The sequence below is a fragment of the Delftia sp. RIT313 genome (genome assembly GCF_000632165.1).
Taxonomy (GTDB): domain Bacteria; phylum Pseudomonadota; class Gammaproteobacteria; order Burkholderiales; family Burkholderiaceae_C; genus Comamonas; species Comamonas acidovorans.
Window position 1 is genome coordinate 111,851 of sequence record NZ_JFYT01000035.1, and the last position, 26,634, is coordinate 138,484.

The window sequence follows — 26,634 nt, forward strand, 5'->3', positions numbered from 1 at the left end:
GATTGGCGGAAAGCAGCAGGAGTCGAACCTACCCAGGAGCGGCTGACGCCCCTGACCGGGTTTGAAGCCCGGGCGCACCACCGGGTGCGTATGCTTTCCTTCTGGCTTGAAGCTCCCCCTGAGCGGCTTACGCCGCTTCCCCCTCTCTACCCGCTTCGCGGGGGAGGGGGACGACACCCTTGCGGCGGGGCGGCCCTTGCTCGGTGTCTCTCGCCTTGGGCCGCGCCGGTTGCTGGCGCCGTGGCGAAGCAAAGCTCGCCATTGTAGCGGCCCCTTGCCTCAGATTCTTGCTGTGGCACCAGTGGTCCACTGCACATCGGGGCGCAGCAGGTGGGCGTCGCGCATGCGGCGGGTGTAGCCGATGCGGTCGAAGAATTCGAGGATCTGGATGGCGCGTTTGCGGCCCAGGCCGGTGGCGTCGCGGAAGGCGTGGGCCTGGATTTCGGCGTTGGGGGTGGAGGAGGCCAGCTCGCGGACCAGGGTCGCGAGTTCGTCCATGCGGGCTGCCGTGTAGAACAGGTCCTTTGTGACTTGGAACAATTGGCCCTGGCGTGCGAGCTTGCGCAGCAGCTGGCGCACGGTTTCCTCTCCGGTGGCGCTGTCGCGGGCCAGGTCGCGCACCCAGGGCGGGTCGTAGCGGCCGGCCTCGATGGCGGGCAGCAGTTTCTGGGCGATCTGCTTTTCACTGTCCGACAGCTGCACGCTGTGGCCGGGCAGGTGCAGCCAGGCGCCGCTGGCGGCCAGGCTGCCGTCCTGCAGCAGGGCTTGCAGCAGGCCTTTCCACAGCGCGTCATGCCCTGCATGCACCAGGCCCGACAGTGCCATGCGGCGCAGGCGTGCGGCGTTCACGCCGGGCTCGTCGGGGCTTTTGTCGTGGAAGCGCGCCATGCTGTCCAGCACCTGGTTGCGCAGCTGCTGCAAGCGTGCCTCGCCCAGCAGCAGCGTATCGCCCTCGGCCAGGGGGAGGCGGTGCAGGCGGGCATCCGTGGCCACCGATGCGCGGCCCGTCAGGCGCATGAGCTGCGACGTGGCAATGCCGTGCGCCGCGCCTTGCACCAGCGCGCTGGCGTCCCCGGTGGCAATCAGCGATTCCAGCGCCTGCAGATAGGCCGTGCGCTCGGGGCTGCGGCGCTTGCGTGCGGGTGCAAAGGGGTCGATGACGCTGCCGCCGGCAATGGTGCGGCTGGCCTGGGCATTGCGCACGATGAGCCGGTCGCCGGGTTGGGCATGTACGGGCATGTCCAGCACCAGTTGGACGATGACCTGCTCGCCCGGGCCCAGCGGCTGGTCCTGCAGCAGGGCCACGTGGGCCGTGCAGCGCGCCGTACCGATGTGTACATGCACAGGCGTCCATTGGGCCAGTGATGGCGCATCGGCCAGCAGTTGCAGGCGCACGTCGATCCGGTCGCTGGCCTGCAGCAGCCGTGCGTCGGCGATCCAGTCGCCGCGCGTGATGGCTTCCTTGGCAATGCCCGACAGGTTGAGCGCGCAGCGCTGTCCAGCCAGGCCCTGTTCGCTGGCCTGATTCTGGGCATGCAGGCTGCGCACGCGCACCTCGGTGCCCGAGGCCGAGTGCACCAGCGTGTCGCCCACTTTCACCTGGCCGCCGAACACGGTGCCCGTGACCACGGTGCCCTGGCCCGGCAGCGTGAAGCTGCGGTCCACGGCCAGGCGGAACAGCCCGTCGCTGGCCCGCGCGGGAATGGACTGGGCGCGCGCCATGAGATGCTCGCGCAGCTGCGCCACGCCAGCGTCATCAGGCAAGGCTGCCGCGGTAGGGAAGACCGGCGCGCCTGCCAGCGGCGTGGGCGCCAGCAGGGACTCGATCTCGGCGCGCACCTGCTGCAGGCGCTCGGGCGTAGCACGGTCGGCCTTGGTCAGGGCCACGGTGGCTTCGCGCACGCCCAGCAGCTGCAGGATGTCCAAGTGCTCGCGCGTCTGCGGCATGACGCCGTCGTCGGCGGCCACCACCAGCAGGGCGTGGTCTATGCCCACGGCGCCTGCGGCCATGGTGTGCACGAATTTCTCGTGGCCGGGCACGTCGATGATGCCCAGCACCTCGCCATTGGGCAGCGGCGTGTAGGCATAGCCCAGCTCGATGGAGATGCCGCGCGCCTTCTCTTCCTTGAGGCGGTCGGTGTCCACGCCCGTGAGCGCGCGCACCAGGGTGGTCTTGCCGTGGTCGATGTGGCCGGCGGTGCCGATGATCATGCGTTCGTCCTCAGGCGATGTGCAGCAGCGGCAGCTGTTCGGTGAAGGCCGGCTCGTCGGCTGCCTCCAGGCAGCGCAGGTCCAGCCACAGAGCGTCGTCATGCAGTCGGCCGATGACGGGGCGCGGCAGGCCGCGCAGGCCTGCTTCAAGCCGGGTGAGCTGGCGGCCGGCCTGGCGACCGTCGGCCGGATGCAGGCGCAGGCCCCAGCTGGGCAGGTTTTCCACGGGCAGGGCGCCGCTGCCGATCTGGCTGTTCATCTCGGCGGTTTCCACCACGTAGCAGCTGCCCAGCGCCTGCTGCACCAGCGGCTGCAGCGCCTGCGCGCGGGCCTGCATGTCGGCCTGGGGCCGCGTGAACAGGCGCAGCGTGGTCAGGCGCTCGGCCAGCTTTTCGGGGTGCAGGTACAGGCGCAGCGTGGGCTCCAGCGCGGCCAGGGTGAGTTTGCTCACGCGCAGTGCGCGCTTGAGCGGATGTTTCTTGATGCGGGCGATCAGGTCCTTGCGGCCCACGATCAGGCCGGCCTGCGGGCCGCCCAGCAGCTTGTCGCCGCTGAAGGTGACGATGTCGGCGCCCGACTCGATGGTCTCGCGCACCGTGACCTCGTAGGGCAGGCCCCATTCGCGCAAATCGACCAGGGTGCCGCTGCCCAGGTCCACCACCATCTGCAGGCCACGCGCATGGGCAATGGATGCCACCTCCGCGTCGCTCACGGCCTTGGTGAAGCCGGTGATGGCGTAGTTGCTGCAATGCACCTTCATGAGCAGGCCGGTGTGTTCGCCGACAGCGCCTTCGTAGTCGCGCGCATGGGTGCGGTTGGTGGTGCCCACCTCGACCAGGGTGGCGCCTGCGCGCGTCATCACGTCGGGAATGCGGAAGGCCCCGCCGATCTCCACCAGCTCGCCGCGCGAGACGATGACTTCGCGCCCGGCCGCCAGCGTGGCCAGGGTCAGCAGCACGGCGGCGGCGTTGTTGTTGACGACGGTGCAGGCCTCGGCGCCCGTGAGTTCGCAGACCAGGGATTCGATCAGGTCGTCGCGGTCGCCACGGCCGCCGTCTTCCAGGTCGTACTCCAGGTTGGCCGGCGCCGTCATGGCGGCCACCACGGCGTCCACCGCCTCCTGCGGCAGCAGGGCGCGGCCAAGGTTGGTGTGCAGCACCGTGCCCGTGAGGTTGAAGACCGTGCGCAGCCGGGGCGCAAAGCGCCGCGCCAGACGCAGGCCGGCCGCCTGGACCACCTCAGTGATGCCGGGCGCGCCTGCATCGGGCTCGCCGGACCGCAGCCGCTCCTGCGCATCGGCCCGCATCTGCGCCAGGGATTCGCGCACGGCCTGGGTGCAGGCGTCGAGGCCGTGGCGCTCGCGCAGCGCGAGCATGTCGGCGCTCAACAGCACCTTGTCCACGGCAGGCAGGCGCAGCGCGGACGGGGCAGGGGAGGCGGCAGAGGGGGCGGCGGTATCGGTCATGGCGTGCGAAAGGGTCAGGCAGCAGGCGTGGCGGGGGCGATCAGCGCGTCGCCGGCCTCATCCTGCTCCTCGGCAAAGGCCACGTAGAGCAGGGGATTGGCGCTGGCGCGCTGAAAGCGCGTCTCCTCGCCCATCAGCAGGTCCAGCATCAGCGAGGCCAGGTCGTCGGCCAGGGGCTCGGCCATCGGGTCCTTTTCCTGGTTGACCACCTTGCGGTAGCTGCCGCATTCCTCGCAGGTCTCGGCCAGCACGGTATCGCCTGCGCCATCGATGCCCTGGTACTCGACGCCCTTGGTCGACTCGCAGTGCGAGCACTTGACGCGCACCATGTGCCACTCCGTGCAGCAGGTGCCGCAGTGCAGGTAGCGGTGGCCTGCGGTCTTGCCTCCAATGCGCAGCACGCTGGCCACGGGCTCGCTGGCGCAGACGGGGCAGATCGAGGCGGGATCGGTATAGGGCACGTCGCGTGCACTCAGGCCGCTGGCGCGCGTGGCAAACACCACCTGCAGCGCAGCCATCACAAAAGGCGCCATGCCCACGTGGCGGGCCGCCACTTCCTTTTGCAGCAGCCGCTGCGCGATCTCGTCACGCCCGGCCGTGTCCAGCGCGCGCAGCTCCTGCAGCAGCGGCTGCAGCGGAGCAGGCAGGCCATCGGCGCCCGACAGGGCATCGAGCATGCGGTCCAGCACACCGTGCCAAGCGGCATCGATATGGTCGGCGGCAGGCAGCAGCGGCATCGAATGCTCCTGCGCCCGCGCGATCAGCGCCGCATCGGGCGCGGTCAGCGTCAACTGCCCGGCCGCCTTGCCCTGCGCGTCCACGATCTGCGCCACAAACCGCAGGTAGTCGGCAATCGGATTGCCCTCGGCCAGCTGCCGCAGCCGCGCCGCCCGCTCGACGAACAGCCCCGGCAACTGCGGCAGCAGCACGCGCGGAAAACTGGTGTGGTCCAGCGACTCGATATCGCCAGGTTGAAGAATGCGTTGCATTGGAATGAATCCCAAAAAAACAGCCGCCCGGATCGCTGGGCGGCTGGGTGCTCAGGCTGATGCCTAGTATGACGCCATGTCTGTGAAAACTGGCGCGGCCCAAGGCGAGGGGCACCGAGGAAGGGCCGCCCCGCACCGAGGGTGCCGTCCCCCTCCCTCGCGCAGCGAGTAGAGAGGGGGAAGCGGCGTAAGCCGCTCAGGGGGAGTCAGTCATTATCCCCGGTCATCTTGCGATACCACCCCCGGTGATGCTGCTTGGCCCAGGCCCGCGTCACCGTGCCGTACAGCATGGCGCGGATGGTGCCCCGGGTCCAGATGGCCGCGTACACGTGCATGATGATCAAGCCGATCATCCACACGCCCGCAATGGCATGCACCACCGAGGCGGCGCGCACCACGTTGACGGGCAGCGTCCACCAGGCGCGCCACATGAGCGCGCCGGTCACGGTGATCGCCAGCATGCCGATGACCAGGCCCCAGAACAGCAGCTTCTGGCCGCCGTTGTACTTGCCCTGCTCGGGCATGTCGTGGTCGTCGCCGTCGATCATCTTGTTGACGTTCTTGAGCCACTCGATGTCGCGAGGCTCGACCACGTTCAGGCGCCAGAAGCGCAGCGCCATGATGATGAAGAACAGCGCCATCACCACCCCGATGTAGGGGTGCAGGATGCGCGTCCACGGCCCGCCGCCGAACAGCTGCGTGAGCGGGAAGAAGGCCGGGTGGAAGAACGCCAGGCCCGACAGCGCCAGCAGGATGAAGCAGATGCCGACCACCCAGTGGTTGGCACGCTCCGATGCGTTGTAGCGCACCAGGTCACGTGGATTGCGTTTCATCGGCGGGCCTCCTTTTCAGCGGCTTCCTGGTCCTTGCGGTCCATTTCGTCTTCCAGTTCCTTGGACACGTCGTTCGGGCCCTTGGTGATGTAGTGGAACAGGCTGCCGACGGCAGCTGCACCCAGCGCGGCCATGGCCAGCGGCTTGGCAACGCCCTTCCACAGGGACACCATGGGGCTGATCTTCGGGTCGTCGGGCAGGCCCTTGTACAGCGAAGGCTTGTCTGCGTGATGCAGCACGTACATCACATGGGTGCCGCCCACGCCTTGCGGGTCATAGAGGCCCGCCTCGGCGTAGCCGCGCCGCTTGAGGTCGCCGATGCGGTGCTCGGCCTGGTCCTTCATCGCCTCCTTGGTGCCAAACATGATGGCGCCCGTGGGGCAGGTCTTGACACAGGCCGGCTCGCGGCCGACGGCCACGCGGTCCGAGCACAGCGTGCACTTGTAGGCCTTGTGGTCCTTCTTGGAGATGCGCGGGATATTGAACGGGCAGCCTGTGACGCAGTAGCCGCAGCCCACGCACTGGTCCTGCTGGAAGTCCACGATGCCGTTGCTGTACTGCACGATGGCGCCCGGCGAGGGGCAGGCCTTCAGGCAGCCCGGGTCCTCGCAGTGCATGCAGCCGTCCTTGCGGATCAGCCACTCCAGGTTGCCGGTCGCTTCGTTCTCGTACTCGGTAAAGCGCATGACGGTCCACGACTGATCGGTCAGATCGGTCGGGTTGTCATAGACGCCGGCCGCGCAGGTTCCGATTTCGTCGCGCAGGTCGTTCCACTCCATGCAGGCGGTCTGGCAGGCCTTGCACCCGATGCACTTGGAGACATCGATGAGCTTGGCCACCTCGCCGCTGTGCGTTTCGCGCGCACTGGGAGCAGGCGTCGTCGTGGCCGAGCGACGCTTGATATCGAGAGACATGGTTGATGACATCAGCTGCTCCTTAAACCTTTTCCACCTTCACGAGGAAGGTCTTGGATTCCGGGGTAAGGCTGTTGCCATCGCCCACCGATGCCGTCAGGTTGTTGGCCATGTAGCCCTTGCGGCCCGTCGACGAGAAGCCCCAGTGAATGGGCACGCCCACGTGGTGGATGGTCTTGCCATCGATCTTCATGGGCTTGATGCGCTTGGTCACCACGGCGGCTGCCTTGACGAAGCCGCGCTTGGAGCTGACCTTCACATGCTGGCCGGTCTCGATGCCCAGTTCCTTGGCCAGCGCCTCGCCGATTTCCACGAACTGCTCGGGCTGAACGATGTTGTTCAGCTGAACGTGCTTGGTCCAGTAGTGGAAGTGCTCGGTCAGGCGGTACGTCGTGCCCACGTGCGGGAACTCGCTGGGCGAGCCCGCCGAATCCTTGACGGAGTCGAAGATGCGCGTGGCCGGGTTGATGACCGCCAGCTTGTTGTCGGGATACATGGGGTTGTATCCCAGCGGGTTGTCAAAGGCCTCGTAGTGGGTGGGGAACGGTCCCTCGTTCATGCCCTTGCGGGCGAAGAAACGCGCCACGCCCTCGGGGTTCATGATGAACGGATCGGTGGTCTCCGGCGGCATGGTCGGGCCCATGTCGGGCACGTCGGCACCGCCCCAGTTCTTGCCGTTCCAGCGGATCAGCGTGCGCTTGGGATCGAACGGCTGGCCGTTGCGGTCGCAGGAGGCGCGGTTGTAGAGCACGCGGCGGTTGGCCGGCCAGGCCCAGGCCCAGTTCAGCGTGTTGCCTATGCCCGTGGGGTCGCTGTTGTCGCGCCGGGCCATCTGGTTGCCGGACGAGGTCCAGCAGCCTGCCCAGATCCAGCAGCCGCCCATCGTCGTGCCGTCGTCGCGCATCTCGCCGAAGCCGGCCAGCTGCTCGCCGGCCTTGCGGATGAGCTTGGTCGGGTCCTTGGGGTCGAACAGGTCCACCAGCGCGCGGCCGTTGTACTCCTTGGCGATCTCTTCCGAGGTCGGATGATCGGCATGAGCATAGGGCCACCACAGCTTGGTGATCGGCTCGGGGAACTTGCCGCCGTCCTTCTCATAGGCCTGCTTCAGGCGCAGGTGCAGGGCCGACATGATGGCGATGTCGGTCTTGGCCTCGCCCGGGGGCTCGGCCGCCTTCCAGTGCCACTGCAGCACGCGCGAGGAGCTGACGACGGCGCCGTCTTCCTCGGCAAAGCAGGTCGTGGGCAGGCGGAACACCTCGGTCTGGATCGATGCCGGATCCACGTCGTTGAACTCGCCGTGGTTCTGCCAGAACTCCGATGTCTCGGTGACCAGCGGGTCCATGATCACCAGGAACTTCAGCTTCTTGAGGCCTTCGCGCACATTGTTGCTGTTCGCAAGGGCTGCCAGCGGGTTGAAGCCCTGGGCGATGTAGCCGTTGATCTTGCCCTGCGCCATCAGGTCGAACACCTGCAGCATGTCGTACTGCCTGTCCAGCTTGGGCAGGTAGTTGAAGGCCCAGTTGTTCTCGGCCGTGGCCGCCGGTCCCCACCAGGCCTTCATCAGGCTCACGTGGAACTTGGGCGTGTTCGACCAGTAGTTCATCTGGCCCGGGCGCATAGCCTTGGGCGTGCGCGCGTCGATGTACTTCTGGTAGTCCTGCTCGCCCTCGTTGGGCAGCGTCAGGTAGCCGGGCAGCGAGGCCGACAGGATGCCCAGGTCCGTCAGGCCCTGGATGTTGGAGTGCCCGCGCAGCGCGTTCATGCCGCCGCCGGCCACGCCGATATTGCCCAGCAGCAGCTGGACCATGGCGCCCGTGCGCAGGATCTGCGCGCCCGTGGTGTGCTGTGTCCAGCCCAGTGCGTACAGGATGGTCGCGACGCGACCCGGCACGGCGGTCGATGCCAGCTTCTCGCACACGTGCAGGAATTTTTCCTTGGGCGTGCCGCAGGCGCTCTCCACCTTCTCGGGCGTGTAGCTGGCGTAGTGGCGCTTGAGCCATTGGTACACGCAGCGCGGATGCTGCAGGCTGGCGTCCACCTTCACGTAGCCGTCGGCGTCGAGCTCATAGTCCCAGCTGGACTTGTCGTATTTGCGTGTCTGCGGGTCGTAGCCCGAGAAGATGCCTTCGTCGAACGCAAACTCCTCCTTCACGATGTACGAGAAGTCGGTGTAGTTCCTCACGTACTCGTGATGGATCTTGTCGTTCGTCAGCAGATAGTTGATCACGCCACCCAGGAACACGATGTCCGAGCCCGACCGGATGGGGGCGTAGAAATCGGCCACGGAGGCGGAGCGGTTGAAGCGCGGATCGACCACCATGAAGTGCGCACCGTTGTGCTCCTTCGCTTCGGTCACCCACTTGAAACCGCAGGGATGTGCTTCAGCGGCATTGCCGCCCATGATCAGGATAACGTCCGCGTTCTTGATGTCGACCCAATGGTTCGTCATCGCTCCACGGCCAAACGTCGGGGCAAGACCTGCCACCGTCGGGCCGTGTCAGACACGTGCTTGGTTATCGAGTGCGAGCAGGCCCCAGGAACGGGCAACCTTGTGTGTGACGTAACCGGCTTCGTTGCTGGAGGCCGAGGCGGCCAGCATGCCGGTGGTCAGCCAGCGGTTCACCGTCTGGCCCTTGTCGTTTTGCTCGACGAAGTTCGCGTCGCGATCGTCCTTGAGCAGCTTGGTGATGCGCGTCAGCGCCTCGTCCCAGGACATGCGCTTCCACTCGTTGGAGCCGGGGGCGCGGTACTCGGGGTACTTCAGGCGGTGCGGGCTGTGGACGAAGTCCAGCAGCGAGGCGCCCTTGGGGCACAGCGTGCCGCGGTTGACGGGGTGGTCCGGATCGCCCTCGACGTGGATCACCGACAGCTTGGCGTTCTTGGCGCCGTCGCTCAGCGAATACATCAGGATGCCGCAGCCTACCGAGCAGTAGGTACAGGTCTGGCGGGTGACCGTGGTGGCGGCCAGCTTGAACTGGCGCACTTCAGCCAGGGCGGCAGTGGGCGAGAAGCCCATCAACGCCAGGCTGGATCCGGCCAGAGTCGAACCAGTCACTTTCATGAACTGGCGTCTGGAGAATTGGACCATGTGGGGTACCTTCTAATAGAAATTGACGCTTGTAAGCAAATTCTACGAGTGCACCCCGGAATCAATCCGGGAAATAACCCTTAATCCTGAGTCGGCCTGTGCGGCATTCGCGCGCAAGCTCCACGCCAAGCCTTGCTGCGCGGGGCTTGCCAGGGCGCCGCCCGGCGGGATCATCAGTTGAAATGATTATCTGGATTCAGGGCTTCGGACATTTTGTTTTATATCAATCCGCCATTCATTGAGTGGATGAATGAGGTCGATGAATCCAGGCTATTGCGCGAATGCGATCCATTTGCACCCATTGAATGTCTGAAAATGGATTTCCGGCCCCCGTCCAGAGGGAGGGGCCGGAGCAGGCTCAGCGTGCCGGCGGGCGCGGATCGTGCGGTGCTTGCTTGAGGTCCATATCATCCGATGTCTGATATTCAGCATGCGCCAAACCTGCTTGGGCAAGTTGGCGGCGCTTTTCCTCATCCTGCACTTGCATGCGCGAGAACATGTCCCAGATCGCCATGAACAGGGCCGCGATCACGGGGCCTATCACAAAACCCGTCAGTCCGAAGAGAGCCATACCGCCCAGCGTCGAGATCAGCACGATGTAGTCGGGCATCTTCGTGTCCTTGCCCACCAGCAAGGGGCGCAGCACGTTGTCCACCAAGCCGATCACCAGCACGCCGTAGGCGATCAGGATCAGGCCCTTGCCCATGGCACCGGTGGCCAGGAAGTAGATGGCGACAGGGGCCCAGATCAGGCCGGCGCCCACGGCGGGCAGCAGCGACAGGAACGCCATCACCACGCCCCACAGCACGGGCCCCTGGATGCCCAGAATCCAGAAGATCAGCCCGCCCAGCGCGCCCTGGGCGGCCGCCACGGCCAGGTTCCCCTTGACGGTGGCACGGATCACGGTGGTGAACTTGCTCGACAGCTCGGCCTTGTGGTCGGCCTGCAGCGGAATGGCCATGCGGATGCGCTGGGTCAGGTCACGGCCGTCGCGCAGCAGGAAGAACAGCAGGTACAGCATCACGCAAAAGCCCACCAGGAAGCCGAAGGTGTTCTGGCCTATGCCCAGCGCCTTGGTGGCGGCCAGCTTGGATGCCTGCATGGCGATGCTGGACAGCTTGTCCTGCAGCTCGGCCAGCGAGCCCAGGTGCAACCTCTCCAGCCAGGGTGTGACCCAGGAGGGCAGGGCGTCCATGATCTGTTGCAGATAGGTGCCTGCATCCAGGTTGCCGCTGTTGACGCGCTCATAGATCAACGAGGCCTCGCGCACCAGCGAGGCGCCGATCAGCGCCAGCGGCAGGATGGCCACGACCAGGCACAGCAGCAGGGTGGACAGGGCGGCGAGATTGGTGCGCCGAGGCATGCGCGCCAGCAGGCGCCGGTGCAGCGGCGAGAACAGGATGGCCAGGGCGACGCCCCAGAAGATGGCCCCCATGAATTCCCAGAGCACGGCACCGAAGCCTATGGTCGCCGCGATCAGCAGCAGCATGAAAGTGCGTTTGTGTAAGGGCAGCAGGTTCATCTGTCGGTCCGTTCGGAAGATGCGCCAATGTACGCGACTGCGGGAACTCCCGGAGGGTCCAGGTAATCGCTTGGTAACTGCCCTGCTGCGATGTTTGAACGGTGGCACAATGGCGGTCGCAACCAGGCCCTTCCCCAGCCACAGTCGCATCCGCCAATCGGTACAGCCGTGTCGCGGAAGGTTCTACAAACCAGCTAATGCCTCCTTCAGGGAGGCGGAGGTCAGCGCAATATGAGCGATCAGACGTCGGTCTACCAAGCCTATCAAGGCAATACTTACCTCTTCGGCGGCAATGCCCCCTACGTCGAAGAAATGTACGAGAACTACCTGGCCAACCCCGGTAGCGTGCCGGATTCCTGGCGCGAGTACTTTGATGCACTGCAGCATGTGCCCGCAGTCGACGGCACGGACTCCAAGGACGTCCCGCACCAGCCCGTCATCAACGCTTTTGCCGAGCGCGCCAAGCAAGGCGGCACCAAGGTGGTCGTGGCCTCCGGCGCCGACTCCGAGCTGGGCCGCAAGCGCACCGCCGTACAGCAGCTGATCGCCGCCTACCGCAATGTCGGCGCACGCTGGGCCGATCTCGATCCCCTCAAGCGCACCGAGCGCCCCGAAATTCCCGAGCTGGAGCCGTCGTTCTACGGCTTCACCGATGCCGACCAGGAAACGGTGTTCAACACGAGCAACACCTTCTTCGGCAAGGAAAGCATGTCGCTGCGCGAGCTGATGAACGCGCTGCGCGAGACCTACTGCGGCACCCTGGGCACCGAGTACATGTATGCCACCGACCAGACGCAAAAGCGCTGGTGGCAGCAAAAGCTGGAAACCAGCCGTACCAAGCCCAGCTTTGACGCCAACCAGAAAAAGCGCATCCTCGACCGCCTGACGGCTGCCGAAGGCCTGGAACGCTACCTGCACACCAAGTACGTCGGCCAAAAGCGCTTCTCGCTGGAAGGTGGCGAAAGCTTCATCGTCGCCATGGACGAGCTGATCAACGCTGCCGGCCAGAAGGGCGTGCAGGAAGTCGTGATCGGCATGGCCCACCGCGGCCGCCTGAATGTGCTGGTCAACACCCTGGGCAAGATGCCCAAGGACCTGTTTGCCGAGTTCGATCACACTGCCCCCGAAGACCTGCCCTCGGGCGACGTGAAGTACCACCAGGGCTTCAGCTCCGATGTGTCCACTGCTGGCGGCCCTGTCCACCTGTCGCTGGCCTTCAATCCCTCGCACCTGGAAATCGTCAACCCCGTGGTCGAAGGCTCGGTGCGCTCGCGCATGGACCGCCGCGACGACCCGCACGGCAAGCAAGTGCTGCCCGTGCTGGTGCACGGCGATGCCGCCTTTGCCGGCCAGGGCGTGAACCAGGAAACCCTGGCGCTGGCCCAGACCCGTGGCTACACCACGGGCGGCACGGTGCACATCATCATCAACAACCAGATCGGCTTCACCACGTCCGATCCGCGCGATACTCGCTCCACGCTGTACTGCACCGACATCGTCAAGATGATCGAGTCGCCCGTGCTGCACGTGAACGGCGACGATCCGGAAGCCGTGGCACTGGCCGTGCAGCTGGCGCTGGAATTCCGCATGGAATTCTCCAAGGACGTGGTCGTGGACATCGTCTGCTTCCGCAAGCTGGGCCACAACGAGCAGGACACGCCTGCCCTGACCCAGCCGCTGATGTACAAGAAGATCGGCGCCCACCCCGGCACCCGCAAGCTGTACGCCGACAAGCTGGCCACGCAAGGCCTGGGCGAATCGCTGGGCGACGACATGGCCAAGGCCTACCGCGCCGCCATGGACGAAGGCCGCCACACCGTGGACCCGGTGCTGACGAACTTCAAGAGCAAGTACGCCGTGGACTGGAGCCCGTTCCTGGGCAAGACCTGGACCGACGCTGGCGACACCGCCATCCCGCTGACCGAATGGAAGCGCCTGGCCGAACGCATCACCACCATCCCCGAGACCGTGACGCCGCACGCGCTGGTCAAGAAGGTCTATGACGACCGCGCAGCCATGGGCCGCGGCGATGTCAACGTGGACTGGGGCATGGGCGAGCACATGGCCTTCGCATCGCTGGTCGCATCGGGCTACCCCGTGCGCCTGTCGGGCGAGGACTGCGGCCGCGGCACCTTCACCCACCGCCACTCGGTCATCCATGACCAAAAGCGTGAAAAGTGGAGCGAAGGCACCTACATCCCGCTGCAGAACGTTGCCGACAGCCAGGCTCCGTTCACCGTCATCGACTCCATCCTGTCCGAAGAGGCCGTGCTGGGCTTCGAGTACGGCTATGCGTCGAACGATCCCAACACCCTGGTGATCTGGGAAGCCCAGTTCGGCGACTTCGCCAACGGCGCCCAGGTGGTGATCGACCAGTTCATCGCCTCCGGTGAAGTCAAGTGGGGCCGCATCAACGGCCTGACGCTGATGCTGCCGCACGGCTATGAAGGCCAGGGCCCCGAGCACAGCTCGGCACGCCTGGAGCGCTTCATGCAGCTGGCCGCCGACGCCAACATGCAGATCGTGCAGCCCACCACGGCCAGCCAGATCTTCCACGTGCTGCGCCGCCAGATGGTGCGCCCGCTGCGCAAGCCGCTGGTCATCATGACGCCCAAGTCGCTGCTGCGTAACAAGGATGCGACCTCGCCGCTGTCCGAGTTCACCAGCGGTGGTTTCCAGACCGTGATCCCCGAGCAGGACGAAGCCGTCGTGAAGAACGCGGCCAAGGTCAAGCGCGTGATCGCATGCTCGGGCAAGGTCTACTACGACCTGGTCAAGAAGCGCGCCGAGAAGGAAAGCAAGGACGTCGCCATCATCCGCGTCGAACAGCTGTACCCCTTCCCGCACAAGGCCTTCGCCGCTGAACTCAAGAAGTTCGGCAACGCCACCGAGATCGTCTGGTGCCAGGACGAGCCGCAGAACCAGGGCGCCTGGTTCTTCGTGCAGCACTACATCCACGAGAACATGCTCGATGGCCAGAAGCTGGGCTACTCCGGCCGCGCTGCCTCGGCATCGCCCGCCGTGGGTTACGCACACCTGCACCAGGAGCAGCAAAAGGCTCTGGTGGAAGGCGCGTTCTCCAAGCTCAAGGGTTTTGTCCTGAACAAGTAAGGCAGCCCCCATCCGCTACGTATCAGTACAGAACACTTTTGGAAAGAATCACAAATGGCTATCGTTGAAGTCAAAGTTCCCCAGCTGTCCGAGTCCATCGCTGAGGCCACCATGCTGACCTGGAAGAAGAAGGCCGGCGAAGCGGTTGCAATCGATGAGATCCTCATCGAAATCGAAACCGACAAGGTCGTGCTCGAAGTGCCCGCACCCGCCGCTGGCGTGCTGGCCGAGATCGTGCAAGGTGACGGCGCCACCGTGGTGGCCGAGCAGCTGATCGCCAAGATCGACACCGAAGGCGTGGCCGGCGTGGCCGCTGCCGCTCCTGCTGCAGCCGCCGCTCCCGCTGCTGCAGCGCCTGCTGCTGCTCCCGCCGCTGCTGCTGCCACTGGCGGCAGCAAGGGCGATGTCGCCATGCCCGCCGCTGCCAAGCTGCTGGCCGAGAACAACCTGTCGGCCGCCAACGTGGCTGGTTCCGGCAAGGATGGCCGCGTGACCAAGGGCGACGCCCTGGCCGCCGTCAAGGGCGGCGTGCAGTCCACGGCTGCCGTCATCCCCACCGGCGTGCCCACCAAGGCGCTGCCCCAGGTGTCGGCTCCCGCTGCCAAGGAAGACCTCAGCGGCCGTCCTGAGCAGCGCGTGCCCATGAGCCGCCTGCGTGCCCGCGTGGCCGAGCGCCTGCTGCAGTCGCAGTCCACCAACGCCATCCTGACCACGTTCAACGAAGTGAACATGGCCCCGGTGATGGATCTGCGCAAGAAGTTCCAGGACGCCTTCACCAAGGAACACGGCACCAAGCTGGGCTTCATGTCCTTCTTCGTCAAGGCGGCAGTGCACGCCCTGAAGAAGTACCCCGTGCTCAATGCTTCCGTGGACGGCAACGACATCGTCTACCACGGCTACTTCGACATCGGTATCGCCGTGGGTTCGCCCCGTGGCCTGGTGGTGCCCATCCTGCGCAATGCAGACCAGATGAGCTTCGCCGACATCGAAAAGAAGATTGCCGAATTCGGCAAGAAGGCGGCAGACGGCAAGCTGGGCATTGAAGACATGACCGGCGGCACCTTCTCCATCTCCAACGGCGGCACCTTCGGCTCGATGATGTCCACCCCCATCATCAACCCGCCCCAGTCGGCCATCCTGGGCGTGCACGCCACCAAGGACCGCGCCATGGTCGAGAACGGCCAGGTCGTGGTCCGCCCGATGAACTATCTGGCCATGTCCTATGACCACCGCATCATCGACGGCCGCGAAGCCGTGCTGGGCCTGGTGGCCATGAAGGACGCGCTGGAAGATCCTTCGCGCCTGCTGTTCGACCTGTAATTCCACAGGGTTCGACACGACGAAAACCCACCCTTGGCCGCGTGCCCTGCGGTGGGTTTTTTCATGCATCACAGACAAGAGATTCCTGAAATGAGCAAGCAATTCGACGTCATCGTCATCGGCGCGGGCCCTGGCGGCTACATCGCCGCCATCCGTGCCGCACAACTGGGCTTCAACGTGGCCTGTATCGACGAGTGGAAGAACGCCGCGGGCGGCGCCGCTCCGGGCGGTACCTGCACCAACGTGGGCTGCATTCCCTCCAAGGCCCTGCTGCAGTCGTCCGAGCACTTCGAGCACGCCAATCTGCACTTTGCCGACCATGGTATCTCCACCGGCAAGGTCGAGATGGACGTGGCCAAGATGATCGCCCGCAAGGATGCGGTCGTGAAGCAGAACAACGACGGCATCCTGTACCTGTTCAAGAAGAACAAGGTCACCTTCTTCCATGGCCGTGGCTCGTTCGTCAAGGCGGTCGAGGGCGGCTACGAGATCAAGGTTGCCGGCAAGGAAGAGGAAGTGCTGACGGGCAAGCAGATCGTGGTCGCCACGGGCTCCAGCGCCCGCGCGCTGCCCGGCGTGCCCTTCGATGAAGAGAACATCCTGTCCAACGACGGCGCCCTGCGTCTGGGCAAGGCCCCCAAGAAGCTGGCCCTGATCGGCGCCGGCGTGATCGGCCTGGAAATGGGCTCGGTCTGGCGCCGCCTGGGCACTGAAGTGGTCGTGCTCGAAGGCATGGACAAGTTCCTGTCCGCCGTGGACGAGCAGATCGCCAAGGAAGCCAAGAAGGCGTTCGACAAGCAGGGCTTGAAGATCGAGCTGGGCGTGAAGATCGGCGAAATCAAGAGCGGCAAGAAGGGCGTGTCCATCGCCTACACCAACGCCAAGGGTGAAGCCCAGGCGCTGGAGGCCGACAAGCTGATCATCTCCATCGGCCGCACCGCCAACACGGCCGGCCTCAATGCCGAGGCCGTGGGCCTGGCACTGGACGAGCGCGGCTGCGTCGTGGTTGATGACGACTGCAAGACCAGCCTGCCCGGCGTCTGGGCCGTGGGCGACGTGGTGCGCGGCCCGATGCTGGCGCACAAGGCCGAGGAAGAGGCTGTGGCCGTGGCCGAGCGCATTGCCGGCCAGCATGGCCATGTGAACTTCGGCACCATTCCCTGGGTGATCTACACCAGCCCCGAAATCGCATGGGTGGGCCGCACCGAGCAGCAACTGAAGGAGCAGGGCGTCAAGTACAAGGCTGGCACCTTCCCCTTCCTGGCCAACGGCCGTGCGCGCGCCCTGGGTGATACCACGGGCATGGTCAAGTTCCTGGCCGATGCCGAGACAGACGAAATCCTGGGCGTGCACATGGTCGGCCCCATGGTCTCGGAACTGATCTCCGAAGCCGTGGTCGCCATGGAGTTCAAGGCATCGAGCGAAGACATCGCCCGCATCTGCCACGCCCACCCCTCGCTGTCCGAGGCCACCAAGGAAGCGGCACTGGCCGTCGACAAGCGCACTCTGAATTTCTGAGTGCCAGGCTAGCCATCTAGCCCAAGCCAAAGACCTGAAAGCGCTTGCCCTGCAAGCGTTTTCAGCTTCTGAATACATAGCGAATGGTTGATGCTGCATGAGCGTTTCAGTGCGAGAGGCCTACGAGGCCGAACTGGTAGCCAAGGGCTTTCACAGTGATCCTGCGCAGTTGCGCGCCGTCGAGGCGCTGCAGCGCTGTGCCGACGACTGGGCGGTCTACCGCCAGCGCCGCTCCAACGCCTTCAAGAAGCTCATCAACCATCCCGAGATTCCCCGCGGCGTCTACATGTACGGCGGGGTGGGGCGCGGCAAGAGCTTTCTCATGGACTGCTTCTTCAACGCCGTGCCGCTCAGGCGCAAGGTGCGCCTGCATTTCCACGAATTCATGCGCGAGGTCCACCGCGAGCTCGCCGTGCTGCAGGGCACGCAGAACCCGCTGGACGTGCTGGGTGCCCGCATCTCCAAGAAGTACAAGCTGATCTGCTTCGACGAATTCCACGTGGCCGACATCACGGACGCGATGATCCTGCACCGGCTGCTGGTCTCGCTGTTCGCCAACGGCGTGGGCTTTGTCACCACCTCCAACTTCAAGCCCGACGAGCTGTACCCGGGCGGCCTGCACCGCGACCGCATCTTGCCGGCCATCGACCTGCTCAACGAGCGCATGGAAGTCGTCAACGTGGACAACGGCACGGACTACCGCCGCCGCACGCTGGAAAACGCCCGGCTCTATCACACGCCCCTGGGTGCAGAGGCCGATGCGGCCATGACCGAAACCTTCGACAAGCTGGCCGAAGTCAAGGACGAAGACCCGGTGCTGCACATCGAGGCGCGCGAGATCCGTGCGCGCCGCCGCGCCGGTGGCGTGGTCTGGTTCGACTTCCGCGAGCTGTGCGGCGGCCCGCGCTCGCAGAACGACTACCTGGAGATCGCAAGCCAGTTCCACACCGTGCTGCTGTCCGACGTACCCTATATGCCGGTCAACATGGCATCGCCCGCGCGGCGCTTCACCTGGCTGGTGGACGTGCTGTACGACCGCAGGGTCAAGCTGGTCATCTCGGCTGCCGTGCCGCCCGAGCAGCTTTACACTGAGGGCCCGCTGGCCCATGAGTTCCCCCGTACCGTATCGCGCCTGAACGAGATGCAGTCCAAGGAATTCCTGGCGCTGGAGCGCCGTGTGGTGGATACCAGCCTGACCTGAGGCCGGTCCCGGCCGCTGGTGTCGTTTGCCGGACCTGTACATGTTGAAACTGCCTACCTCTGCTTTCGCCCTTGTGAAGAAACTGCCCGCTGCCCTGAGCGCTGCGCTGGCCTGCCTTGTGCTGGCCGGCCCGGCGATGGCTGCGGAGGCTGGCGCGGATAGCGATGCCGATGCGCGGCAGGAACGCGCCCAGGCTGCAAAGCAGGTCCAGGCCGAGCGCAAGGCCGCACGCGCCGAGATCGCGGCCCAGCGTGCCGTCATCGACAGGCGGCGCACGGCGCTGGAGTCCGAGTGCTACCAGCGCTTTGCCGTGGAAGACTGCCTCCGGCAGGCGCGCGAAGAGGCTCGTGAGCAGGACAAGCCGCTGCGCGAACGCGAGCTGCAGATCAACGACGAGGAGCGCAAGGAGCGCGCCGCCCAGCGCCTTGAGGATATCGAGGCCAAGAAGGCGCAGAAGGCCGCCTCGTCCATGCAAGCCAAGGAGCGGCCACCGGCCGCCCAGCGCGACACCCAGGCCATCAGGGCCCAGCGTGCTCAGGACGCACAGCAGCGCGCAGCCCAGCAGGCCAGCCACCAGCGTGATCGCCAGGCGCAGATCGAGCAGCGCCAGTCGGCGCAGGAGCAGGAGCGGCGAGCTGCCGCCCGCGCCCAGTTCGAGGCCAAGCAAAAAGAGGCTGCCGAGCGCAAGGCCCGCGCCGCCGATGCCGCCCGTGATCGCGGCCCGCAGGCAGCGCCACTGCCTGCGCCTCCCGCGCCTGCGGCGCCCTGAGTCCGGGTGGTCAGGCCGTCACCGGCTCCAGTGCCTCGAGCTTGAGCACCACCAGCGACAGGTTGTCACCCCCGCCCTGGGCGCGCACGCGTGCCTTGTCGATCAGGAATTCCGTGGCCTCGCGCGGCGTGAGCGCGTTGAGCACGGTGCCCAGTTCCTCCGCCGTGTAGTAGTGCCAGACGCCGTCGCTGCAGGCCATGAGCGTGGTGCCCGGGTGCACGTGCTCGATCACGTGGTGGCTCATGGGCGGCTCGGCCTCGGTGCCCAGGCAGCCCAGCAGGATGTTGGACTTGGGGTGCACATGGGCCTCGAATTCGGTGAGTTCTCCCCTGTCCACCAGGGACTGGACGTAGGAGTGGTCCTTGGTGCGGTGGACCATGGTCGCGCCCTGGTAGTGGTAGATGCGCGAATCGCCCGAATGCACCCAGTGGCAGCGGCCCTGGGGCAGCAGCACGAAGGCGGCAATGGTGCTGTGCGGCTCCTGCTCGGCCGAGATGGCCGTCAGCCGGATCACCATGTGCGACTCGTGGACGATGCTCTCCAGCAGCGCCGTGCAGTCCTCCTTGCCCGGCTCGAAGCGCTCGAACAGCTGGCGCGCCGTGAGCATGACCTGGTCGGAGGCCTTGCGCCCGCCACTGCGCCCGCCCATGCCGTCGGCCAGCACGCCCAGCAGGCAGCCGTGTACATAGGGGTGGGCCATGAGCATCACCTGGTCTTGCTGGTATTGCCTGTCACCGCGATGGATGCCTGTGGCGGCTTGGAGTCGGTACGCTGGCTGCATGGTCTCTGGTTTGGTGGGCTCTTGGGGCGGTGGATGGGCACACCAATGTCATGGCGCATATTATCGGAGCACCGTCCCCGGCGCTGGCCCGCCGCGCCCCGGCGGCGCTCTCTTTTTCAACAAACGGACCCGCCCTTTGCATTCCCTGACCGCCGCCGTGCAGGCGGCCTTCGCGCCGCAAGGCCTGCTGTCGCGCGCCGAGGCGCTATTCCTGCCGCGTGAGGGGCAGACCCGCATGGCCCTGGCCGTGGCCCAGGCCATCGAGCAGCGCCAGACCCTGGTGGTCGAGGCCGGCACGGGCGTGGGCAAGACCTATGCCTACCTGGTGCCGGCCCTGCTCAGCGGCCAGCGCGTGCTGGTGTCCACGGCCACGCGCGCGCTGCAGGATCAGCTGTATGCCCGCGATCTGCCGCGCCTCGTTGCCGCGCTGGGCATGCCGCTGCGCATGGCGCGCCTCAAGGGCCGCAGCGCCTACCTGTGCATGGAGCGGCTGGAGCGTGTGCGCCAGGGCCGCACGGCGCCGCAGGACCCGCAGGTGCTGCGCAGCGTGGCCCTGGTCGAGCGATGGGCACGCACCACGCGTACGGGCGACCTGGGCGAGTTGCCCGCGCTGGACGAGCGCTCGCCCGCGCTGCCCCTGGTCACTTCCACACGCGACAACTGCCTGGGTTCCGACTGCCCGCATTGGCAGGACTGCCATGTCAACGTGGCCCGCCGCGCTGCGCTGGAGGCCGACGTGGTGGTCATCAACCACCACCTCATGTTTGCCGACCTGGATGTGCGCGAGTCGGGCGTGGCCCAGTTGCTGCCCAGCGTGGGCGTGGTCGTGGTGGACGAGGCCCATCAGCTCAACGACACCGGCGTGCAGTTCGCGGGCCAGAGCCTGTCGGGCCAGCAACTGACGGGCTATGCCCGCGATGTGCTGCGCGCCGGCCAGGAACTGGCGCGCGGCATGGCCGACTGGATGCAGCTTTCGGCACGTGTGGAGCAGGCCTTGCGCGAGCTGCGACTGGCGGCAGGCAAGCCCCCGGTGGGCGGGCGCCTGCCCTGGCAGGGCGTGACGCCGCAGGGGCTGGACGCGCAGCGCTGGCGCACCGCCCTGGTCACACTGGGGCGCAGCCTGCGGGCATTGCTGGAACCGCTGGTGCAACTGCAGGTCAGCGACCCCGAATTGCGCAGGCTGTTCGAGCGCGGCAACGAGCTGCTGCGGCGCCTGGCCACCTTTGCCGCCGCCGCCGTGCAGGACACGGTGCGCTGGCTGGAGCTGGGCAGCCAGCAGATGCGCATGCTGGAGTCTCCGCTGACCATTGCGCACATCATGCGCACGCGGCTGCTGGGGTTGACGCAGGAGCAGGAGGGATTGGAAGACCAGGAGCGAGAGGATGCACAGCCCGAGCCCGAGCCACAAGAACAGGAAGAAGGCGCGCCCGCGTCCGTTCACGAAGCTGCAGGCCTGCCCCGGCAGCCATCTGGCACCGCGTGGATCTTCACCTCGGCCACGCTGGGTGACGACGAGCGCCTGAGCTGGTTCACCGAGCCCTGCGGCCTGCGCGAGGCCCAGGTGCTGCGCGTGGACAGTCCCTTTGACTATGCGAGGCAGGCAGCGCTTTACGTGCCCCGGCCCTTCGCCCAGGCCGGCAGTGCCACGCACAGCACCGAGGTGGCGCGCCTGGCTCTGGATGCCGCCCAGCGCCTGGGCGGGCGCACGCTGGTGCTGACGACCACGCTGCGGGCGCTGCACGCCATAGGCGATGCGCTGCAGCAGTCGCTGGGGCTGTTTGGTGAACTCGATGTGCTGGTCCAGGGGCAGGCGCCCAAGCTGGCCTTGATCGAGCGCTTTATTGCGGCCGGAGAAGGCAGGGAAGGCGCGGGCGCAAGCCCGGGGCGGGGCTGCATTCTCGTGGCCTCGGCCACTTTCTGGGAGGGGGTGGACCTGCCGGGCGATGCGCTGCAGCTGGTGGTCATCGACAAGCTGCCGTTTCCGCCGCCCGACGATCCGCTGGTCGAGGCGCGTTCGCGCAGTCTGGAATCCGTGGGGCGTCAGGCCTTTGCCGACTACATGCTGCCCGAGGCCGCCATGGCGCTCAAGCAGGGCGCCGGCCGCCTGATCCGGCGCGAGACGGATCGCGGCGTGCTCGTGGTCTGTGATTCCCGGTTGGCCACCATGGGTTACGGGCGGCGGCTGCGTGCCGCGCTGCCGCCCATGCGGACCCTGGTGGACGAGGCGGCCTTTGTTCAGGCCCTGCAGGCGCTGGCGCAGCCTGCGCCGCAGATCACCACAGCTTCCACCACGACTTCTGCTTTGCCGTGAGGTCCTGGTCGGACTCCTGGCCGTAGGAGGCGGTCAGCACGCGTTGCGCGTCGTCGCGCAACTGCGTCATGCCCAGGGCGTCGTATGAATTCACCAGGATCTGCATGGCCTCGCGCACGGCGGGCACGCCCTGGTAGTCCTTGACGGCCGTCTGCGCGCGCGCGATGGCGGCCACGTAGGCGCCGCGTCCGTAGTAGTAGCGGGCCACATGCACTTCGTACTGCGCCAGCGAGTTGACGATGTACTGCATGCGCAGCCGCGAATCCTCGGCGTAGCGCGACTCGGGAAAGCGCGTCACCAGCTCGCGGAAGGACTCGAACGAGTCCTTGGCGGCCTTTTGGTCACGCTCGGACAGATCCTGGCGCGACAGCCAGGAGAACATGCCCAGGTTGTCATTGAAGTTGACCAGGCCCTTCAGGTAGAGGGCGTAGTCGGTGGCGGGGCTGGCCGGATGCAGCTTCAGGAAGCGGTCCAGCGTGGCGGTTGCCTGGATCTTGTCGCCGCTCTTGTACTGGGCATAGGCCTTGTCGAGCTGGGCCTGCTGGGCCAGGGGCGTGCCGGCGGCACGGCCTTCGAGCTTCTCGAACAGCGGAACGGCCTTGTCGAACGCGCCGGAGGCGGCTTCGTCGCGGGCCTCGGTATAGATGCGGTCCGGGGTCCACTTGGCAGTAGGGTCTTGCTGCGTACTAGAGCAGGCTGTCAGAACGCCTGCGACCAGCATGGCGGGAACGATGGACAGGGGAATACGCTGCATGGTGGACGTTTCTCGGGCAATCGAAGGGCGGTGAGAGGGTTGGCGGGCAGGGACGCGGGCCGCGCTGAGGGGCCGCACAAAGCCTGATTTTCCCGCAACCGGGCCGAAGCATTGTAACGGCCTGCGATGACCGCCCCGCAGGCGGGGGCGGCGGCAAAGGCATGGCCGTGAACGGGTCCCGGCCTTGCGGAGCTTTCTACAATGGCGCCCATATGTTTGTCCATTTGCGCCTGCACACCGAATTCTCCGTCGTGGACGGAACCAACCGCATCAATGCCATCGTCAAGGCCGCCGCCGAGGATGGGCAGGTCGCACTGGCCGTCACAGACTTCAACAACCTGTTTGGCGGCGTCAAGTTCTACCGCGAAGGGCGGGCCAAGGGCGTCAAGCCCGTGCTGGGCGCGGAAATCCAGATCGAAGGCGAGAACGGCGCCGCCGTCTCGCGCATCATCGTGCTGGTGCAAAGCCCGCTGGGCTACCACAACCTGTCCGAACTGCTGGCCCGTGGCTGGACCCGCAACGTGGTCAAGGGCCAGGCCGTGCACACCTGGGCCTGGCTGCAGGAGCTGGGCGAGGGGCTGATCGTGCTGGCCGGTGCCCAGGCCGGCCCCGTGGGCCAGGCGCTGATGCGCGGCGACGAGGCCGGCGCAGCCGCCGTGGCCCAGCGGCTGGCAGGCATGTTCCCGCACCGCTTCTTCATCGAACTGCAGCGCGCCGGCCGCCAGGACGATGAGGCGCACGTGCTGGCTGCCGTGCAACTGGCCGAGCGGCTGAACCTGCCCGTGGTGGCCACGCACCCCATCCAGTTCTTCGGCCCCGACGACTACGAGTCCCATGAAGCGCGCGTGTGCATCGCCGAGGGTGAGATCCTGGCCAACCCCAAGCGCGTGCGCCGCTTCACGCGCGACCAGCATTTCAAGACCGCCGCGCAGATGCAGGCGCTGTTCGCCGACATTCCCAGCGCGATTGCCAACACCGTGGAAATCGCGCGCCGCTGCAGCCTGACCCTGGTGCTGGGCAAGCCGCAGCTGCCCAATTTCCCCGTGCCTGACGGCATGACCATGGACGAGTTCTTCCGCAGCGAATCCTTCAACGGCCTGGAAGACCGCCTGACCCATCTGTATCCCGATCCCGCCAAGCGCGAGGCGCAGCGCCCGCGCTACGTGGAACGGCTGGAGTTCGAGATCGGCACCATCCTCAAGATGGGCTTTCCGGGCTACTTCCTCATCGTGGGCGACTTCATCAAGTGGGCCAAGCTCAACGGCTGCCCCGTGGGGCCGGGCCGCGGATCGGGTGCGGGCTCGCTGGTGGCCTACGTGCTCAAGATCACGGACCTGGACCCGCTGGAATACAACCTGCTGTTCGAGCGCTTCCTGAACCCCGAGCGCGTGTCCATGCCCGACTTCGACGTGGACTTCTGCCAGGCCAACCGCGACCGCGTCATCGACTATGTGAAGCAGCTCTACGGCCGCGACGCCGTCAGCCAGATCGCCACCTTCGGCACCATGGCCGCGCGCGCGGCCATCCGCGACGTGGGCCGCGTGCTGGACATGAGCTACACCTTCTGCGACGGCATCTCCAAGCTCATTCCCAACAAGCCGGGCCTGCACGTCACGCTCAAATACCCGCCCAATCCGAAGAAGGAGGGCGACAAGTACACCTACGCCATCGAGGCCGAGCCCATGCTGGCCGAGCGCATCGAAAAAGAAGAAGACGTCAAGACCCTGATCGAAATGGCCCAGAAGCTCGAAGGCATGACTCGCAACATCGGCATGCACGCGGGCGGCGTGGTGATCGCTCCGGGCAAGCTCGCCGACTTCTGCCCGCTGTACCAGCAGCCGGGCAGCGACTCGGCCGTGGCCATGTACGACAAGGACGATGTGGAGGCCGTGGGCCTGGTGAAGTTCGACTTTCTGGGCCTGGCCACGCTGACCATCCTGGAGATCGCGCGCGAGTTCATCATCAAGCGCCACAAGGGCCAGGAGAACTTCGCCTTCGAGAACATCCCGCTGGACGATGCGCGCACCTACCACCTGTTCTCCGAGGGCAAGACCGAGGCCGTGTTCCAGTTTGAATCGCGCGGCATGCAGGGCATGCTGCGCGACGCCAAGCCCAGCCGCCTGGAAGACCTGATCGCACTGAACGCGCTGTACCGTCCGGGCCCCATGGACCTGATCCCCAGCTTCGTTGCGCGCAAGCACGGCAAGGAAGTGGTGGAGTACCCGCACCCGCTGGTCGAGCAGGTGCTGGCCGAGACCTACGGCATCATGGTCTACCAGGAGCAGGTGATGCAGACCGCCCAGGTGCTGGGCGGCTACTCGCTGGGCGGCGCCGACCTCTTGCGCCGGGCCATGGGCAAGAAGAAGGTCGAGGAAATGGTCATGCACCGCGGGATATTCCGCGAGGGCGCGGCCAAGCAGGGCATCAGCGAGGAAAAGGCCGATGAGGTCTTCGACCTGATGGAGAAGTTCGCGGGCTACGGCTTCAACAAGTCGCACGCCGCCGCCTACTCGCTGCTGGCCTACCACACGGCCTGGCTCAAGGTGCACTACACGGCCGAGTTCTACTGCGGGAACATGACCGTGGAAATGGACAACACCGACAAGCTCAAGGTGTTGTACGAAGACGCGCTCAAGATGGGCATCAGCTTCGAGCCGCCGGATGTCAACCGCGGCATGTACCGATTCGAGCCCGTCACCGACAAGGTCATTCGCTATGGACTGGGCGCCATCAAGGGCACGGGCCAGCAGGCCATCGAGGCCATCGTTGCGGCGCGTGAAGGCCGCGGCGTGGGGCCGCGCGGCGCCGACAAGGGTCCTTTCAAGAGCCTGGCCGACTTCTGCGTGCGCGTGGACCGCACGCGCCTGAACAAGCGCACGCTGGAAGCCCTGATCAAGGGCGGCGCCTTCGACGCCATCGAGCTCAACCGGGCGTCGCTGGTGGCCTCCATCGACCATGCCTTCGAGTTCGGCAACAAGACGCTGGCCAATGCCAACCAGGGCGGGCTGTTCGACATGATGGGCGATGACGCCGTGGGCTCCAGCACCCAGGAGCCGCCGCTGGTCGAGGCACTGCCCTGGGGCGTGAAGGAACGGCTGACCCAGGAAAAGACGGCGGTGGGCTTCTACCTCTCGGGCCACCTGTTCGACGAGGTCGAGAAAGAGGTGCGCCGCTTCGTGCGCACGCCCCTGGCCGAGCTGCGCGACAGCCGCGAGCCCCAGACGCTGGCCGGCATCATCAGCGACTTCCGCGCCATCAACGGCCAGCGCGGGCGGCTGGGCCTGTTCAAGATCGATGACGGCTCGGGCGTGATCGAGGCCTCGGTGGACGAGAACACGCTCAACACCTACCGCGAACTGCTCAAGGACGATGAATTCGTCGTCATCACCGGGCGCCTGCAGCTCGACCATTTCAGCGGCGGCCTGCGCATGAAGGCCCAGCAGCTGTGGAATCTGGCAGACGCGCGCTGCCGCTTTGCGCGCTACCTGCAGGTCAGCGTGGGGGAGAAGATGCCTGACGTGCTTGGCCTGCTGCGCCAGTTCCCCGCCGTGGTGGAGCAGGGCGAGCACGGCGAGCTGCAGCGCGGCATGAAAGTGCGCCTGGGGCTGGTCTGCGAGGACGAGCGCGGCTCGGCCAGCTGCGAGCTGGCACTGGGCGATGCCAGCCGCTTCTATCCCAGCGATGCGGCCCTGGCGGCCTGGTACGCCCAGGCTGGCAGTGCCCAGGTCAAGGTGGTCTACGAATAACCCGCAAGGTGGCGCAGCGCCCGATGGCGGCGAGCAGGCACTGCTTTGGTGCGTGCTTGCCGGCCCGGGCGGGCACCGCGCTTGAATTCTTCAGGCATGCC

General features: G+C 66.2%; 16 protein-coding genes and 1 tRNA gene. 7 read left to right on the forward strand and 10 right to left on the reverse strand.

Features of this window, described 5'->3' with window-relative positions; all coding sequences use genetic code 11:
* Positions 1-3: 3 nt before the first annotated feature.
* The 8 genes from BW39_RS07975 to BW39_RS08015 all read right to left on the reverse strand — a co-directional run bounded on the left by BW39_RS07975 (position 4) and on the right by BW39_RS08015 (position 11,022).
* A tRNA-Sec gene (locus BW39_RS07975) sits at positions 4-99 on the reverse strand.
* Between the two features lie 180 nt (positions 100-279).
* Positions 280-2,211 carry a selenocysteine-specific translation elongation factor gene (gene selB, locus BW39_RS07980; protein WP_043820938.1) on the reverse strand — a complete coding sequence of 644 codons (1,932 nt, stop codon included), beginning with the start codon at positions 2,209-2,211 and terminating at the stop codon, positions 280-282.
* A 10-nt stretch (positions 2,212-2,221) separates the two neighbouring features.
* Positions 2,222-3,676 carry an L-seryl-tRNA(Sec) selenium transferase gene (gene selA, locus BW39_RS07985; RefSeq protein ID WP_043820939.1) on the reverse strand — a complete coding sequence of 485 codons (1,455 nt, stop codon included), beginning with the start codon at positions 3,674-3,676 and terminating at the stop codon, positions 2,222-2,224.
* Positions 3,677-3,690: 14 nt separating this feature from the next.
* The gene (gene fdhE, locus BW39_RS07990; protein WP_043820941.1) at positions 3,691-4,665 is read right to left on the reverse strand and encodes a formate dehydrogenase accessory protein FdhE; all 975 of its coding nucleotides are present in this window, start codon (positions 4,663-4,665) and stop codon (positions 3,691-3,693) included.
* Between the two features lie 206 nt (positions 4,666-4,871).
* Positions 4,872-5,498, reverse strand: a complete 627-nt coding sequence (locus BW39_RS07995; protein WP_012205324.1) for a formate dehydrogenase subunit gamma — start codon at positions 5,496-5,498, stop codon at positions 4,872-4,874.
* Positions 5,495-6,424, reverse strand: coding sequence for a formate dehydrogenase subunit beta (gene fdxH / locus BW39_RS08000; RefSeq protein WP_012205325.1), 930 nt, complete (start codon positions 6,422-6,424; stop codon positions 5,495-5,497). Before fdxH ends, BW39_RS07995 begins: the two co-directional genes overlap by 4 nt.
* Before the next feature lie 10 nt (positions 6,425-6,434).
* Entirely contained in the window at positions 6,435-9,500 is a 3,066-nt protein-coding gene (gene fdnG, locus BW39_RS08005; protein WP_081816151.1) for a formate dehydrogenase-N subunit alpha, read from the reverse strand.
* Positions 9,501-9,858: 358 nt separating this feature from the next.
* Positions 9,859-11,022: an AI-2E family transporter gene (locus tag BW39_RS08015; RefSeq protein WP_012205328.1), complete on the reverse strand. Its 1,164-nt coding sequence runs from the start codon at positions 11,020-11,022 to the stop codon at positions 9,859-9,861.
* 231 nt (positions 11,023-11,253) lie between these two features.
* On the opposite strand from BW39_RS08015, the gene BW39_RS08020 reads away from it, so the two are divergent.
* From BW39_RS08020 to BW39_RS08040, 5 genes are all read left to right on the forward strand, one after another.
* On the forward strand, positions 11,254-14,133 hold the full coding sequence (locus BW39_RS08020) for a 2-oxoglutarate dehydrogenase E1 component (protein WP_034393004.1): 2,880 nt from the start codon (positions 11,254-11,256) through the stop codon (positions 14,131-14,133).
* A gap of 54 nt (positions 14,134-14,187) precedes the next feature.
* Positions 14,188-15,453 (forward strand): 2-oxoglutarate dehydrogenase complex dihydrolipoyllysine-residue succinyltransferase, encoded by a 1,266-nt coding sequence (gene odhB, locus BW39_RS08025; protein WP_013802659.1) that lies wholly within the window; start codon positions 14,188-14,190, stop codon positions 15,451-15,453.
* Positions 15,454-15,543: 90 nt separating this feature from the next.
* Positions 15,544-16,971 carry a dihydrolipoyl dehydrogenase gene (gene lpdA, locus BW39_RS08030; RefSeq protein WP_013802658.1) on the forward strand — a complete coding sequence of 476 codons (1,428 nt, stop codon included), beginning with the start codon at positions 15,544-15,546 and terminating at the stop codon, positions 16,969-16,971.
* A 97-nt stretch (positions 16,972-17,068) separates the two neighbouring features.
* Positions 17,069-18,172 (forward strand): cell division protein ZapE, encoded by a 1,104-nt coding sequence (zapE, locus tag BW39_RS08035; RefSeq protein WP_012205332.1) that lies wholly within the window; start codon positions 17,069-17,071, stop codon positions 18,170-18,172.
* A 40-nt stretch (positions 18,173-18,212) separates the two neighbouring features.
* A complete protein-coding gene (locus BW39_RS08040; RefSeq protein ID WP_043821143.1) occupies positions 18,213-18,941 on the forward strand; it encodes a hypothetical protein in 729 nt (242 codons plus the stop codon).
* A 10-nt stretch (positions 18,942-18,951) separates the two neighbouring features.
* On the opposite strand, the gene BW39_RS08045 is transcribed toward BW39_RS08040, so the two are convergent.
* On the reverse strand, positions 18,952-19,722 hold the full coding sequence (locus BW39_RS08045; protein WP_012205334.1) for a PP2C family protein-serine/threonine phosphatase: 771 nt from the start codon (positions 19,720-19,722) through the stop codon (positions 18,952-18,954).
* A gap of 136 nt (positions 19,723-19,858) precedes the next feature.
* Between BW39_RS08045 and BW39_RS08050 the strand changes: the two genes are divergently transcribed.
* On the forward strand, positions 19,859-22,033 hold the full coding sequence (locus BW39_RS08050; protein WP_043820945.1) for an ATP-dependent DNA helicase: 2,175 nt from the start codon (positions 19,859-19,861) through the stop codon (positions 22,031-22,033).
* Here the strand turns inward: BW39_RS08050 and BW39_RS08055 are convergent.
* Positions 21,996-22,787 (reverse strand): outer membrane protein assembly factor BamD, encoded by a 792-nt coding sequence (locus tag BW39_RS08055; protein WP_012205336.1) that lies wholly within the window; start codon positions 22,785-22,787, stop codon positions 21,996-21,998. The genes BW39_RS08050 and BW39_RS08055 overlap by 38 nt on opposite strands.
* A gap of 212 nt (positions 22,788-22,999) precedes the next feature.
* Between BW39_RS08055 and dnaE the strand changes: the two genes are divergently transcribed.
* Positions 23,000-26,533, forward strand: coding sequence for a DNA polymerase III subunit alpha (gene dnaE, locus BW39_RS08060; RefSeq protein ID WP_043820947.1), 3,534 nt, complete (start codon positions 23,000-23,002; stop codon positions 26,531-26,533).
* Positions 26,534-26,634: the final 101 nt, after the last annotated feature.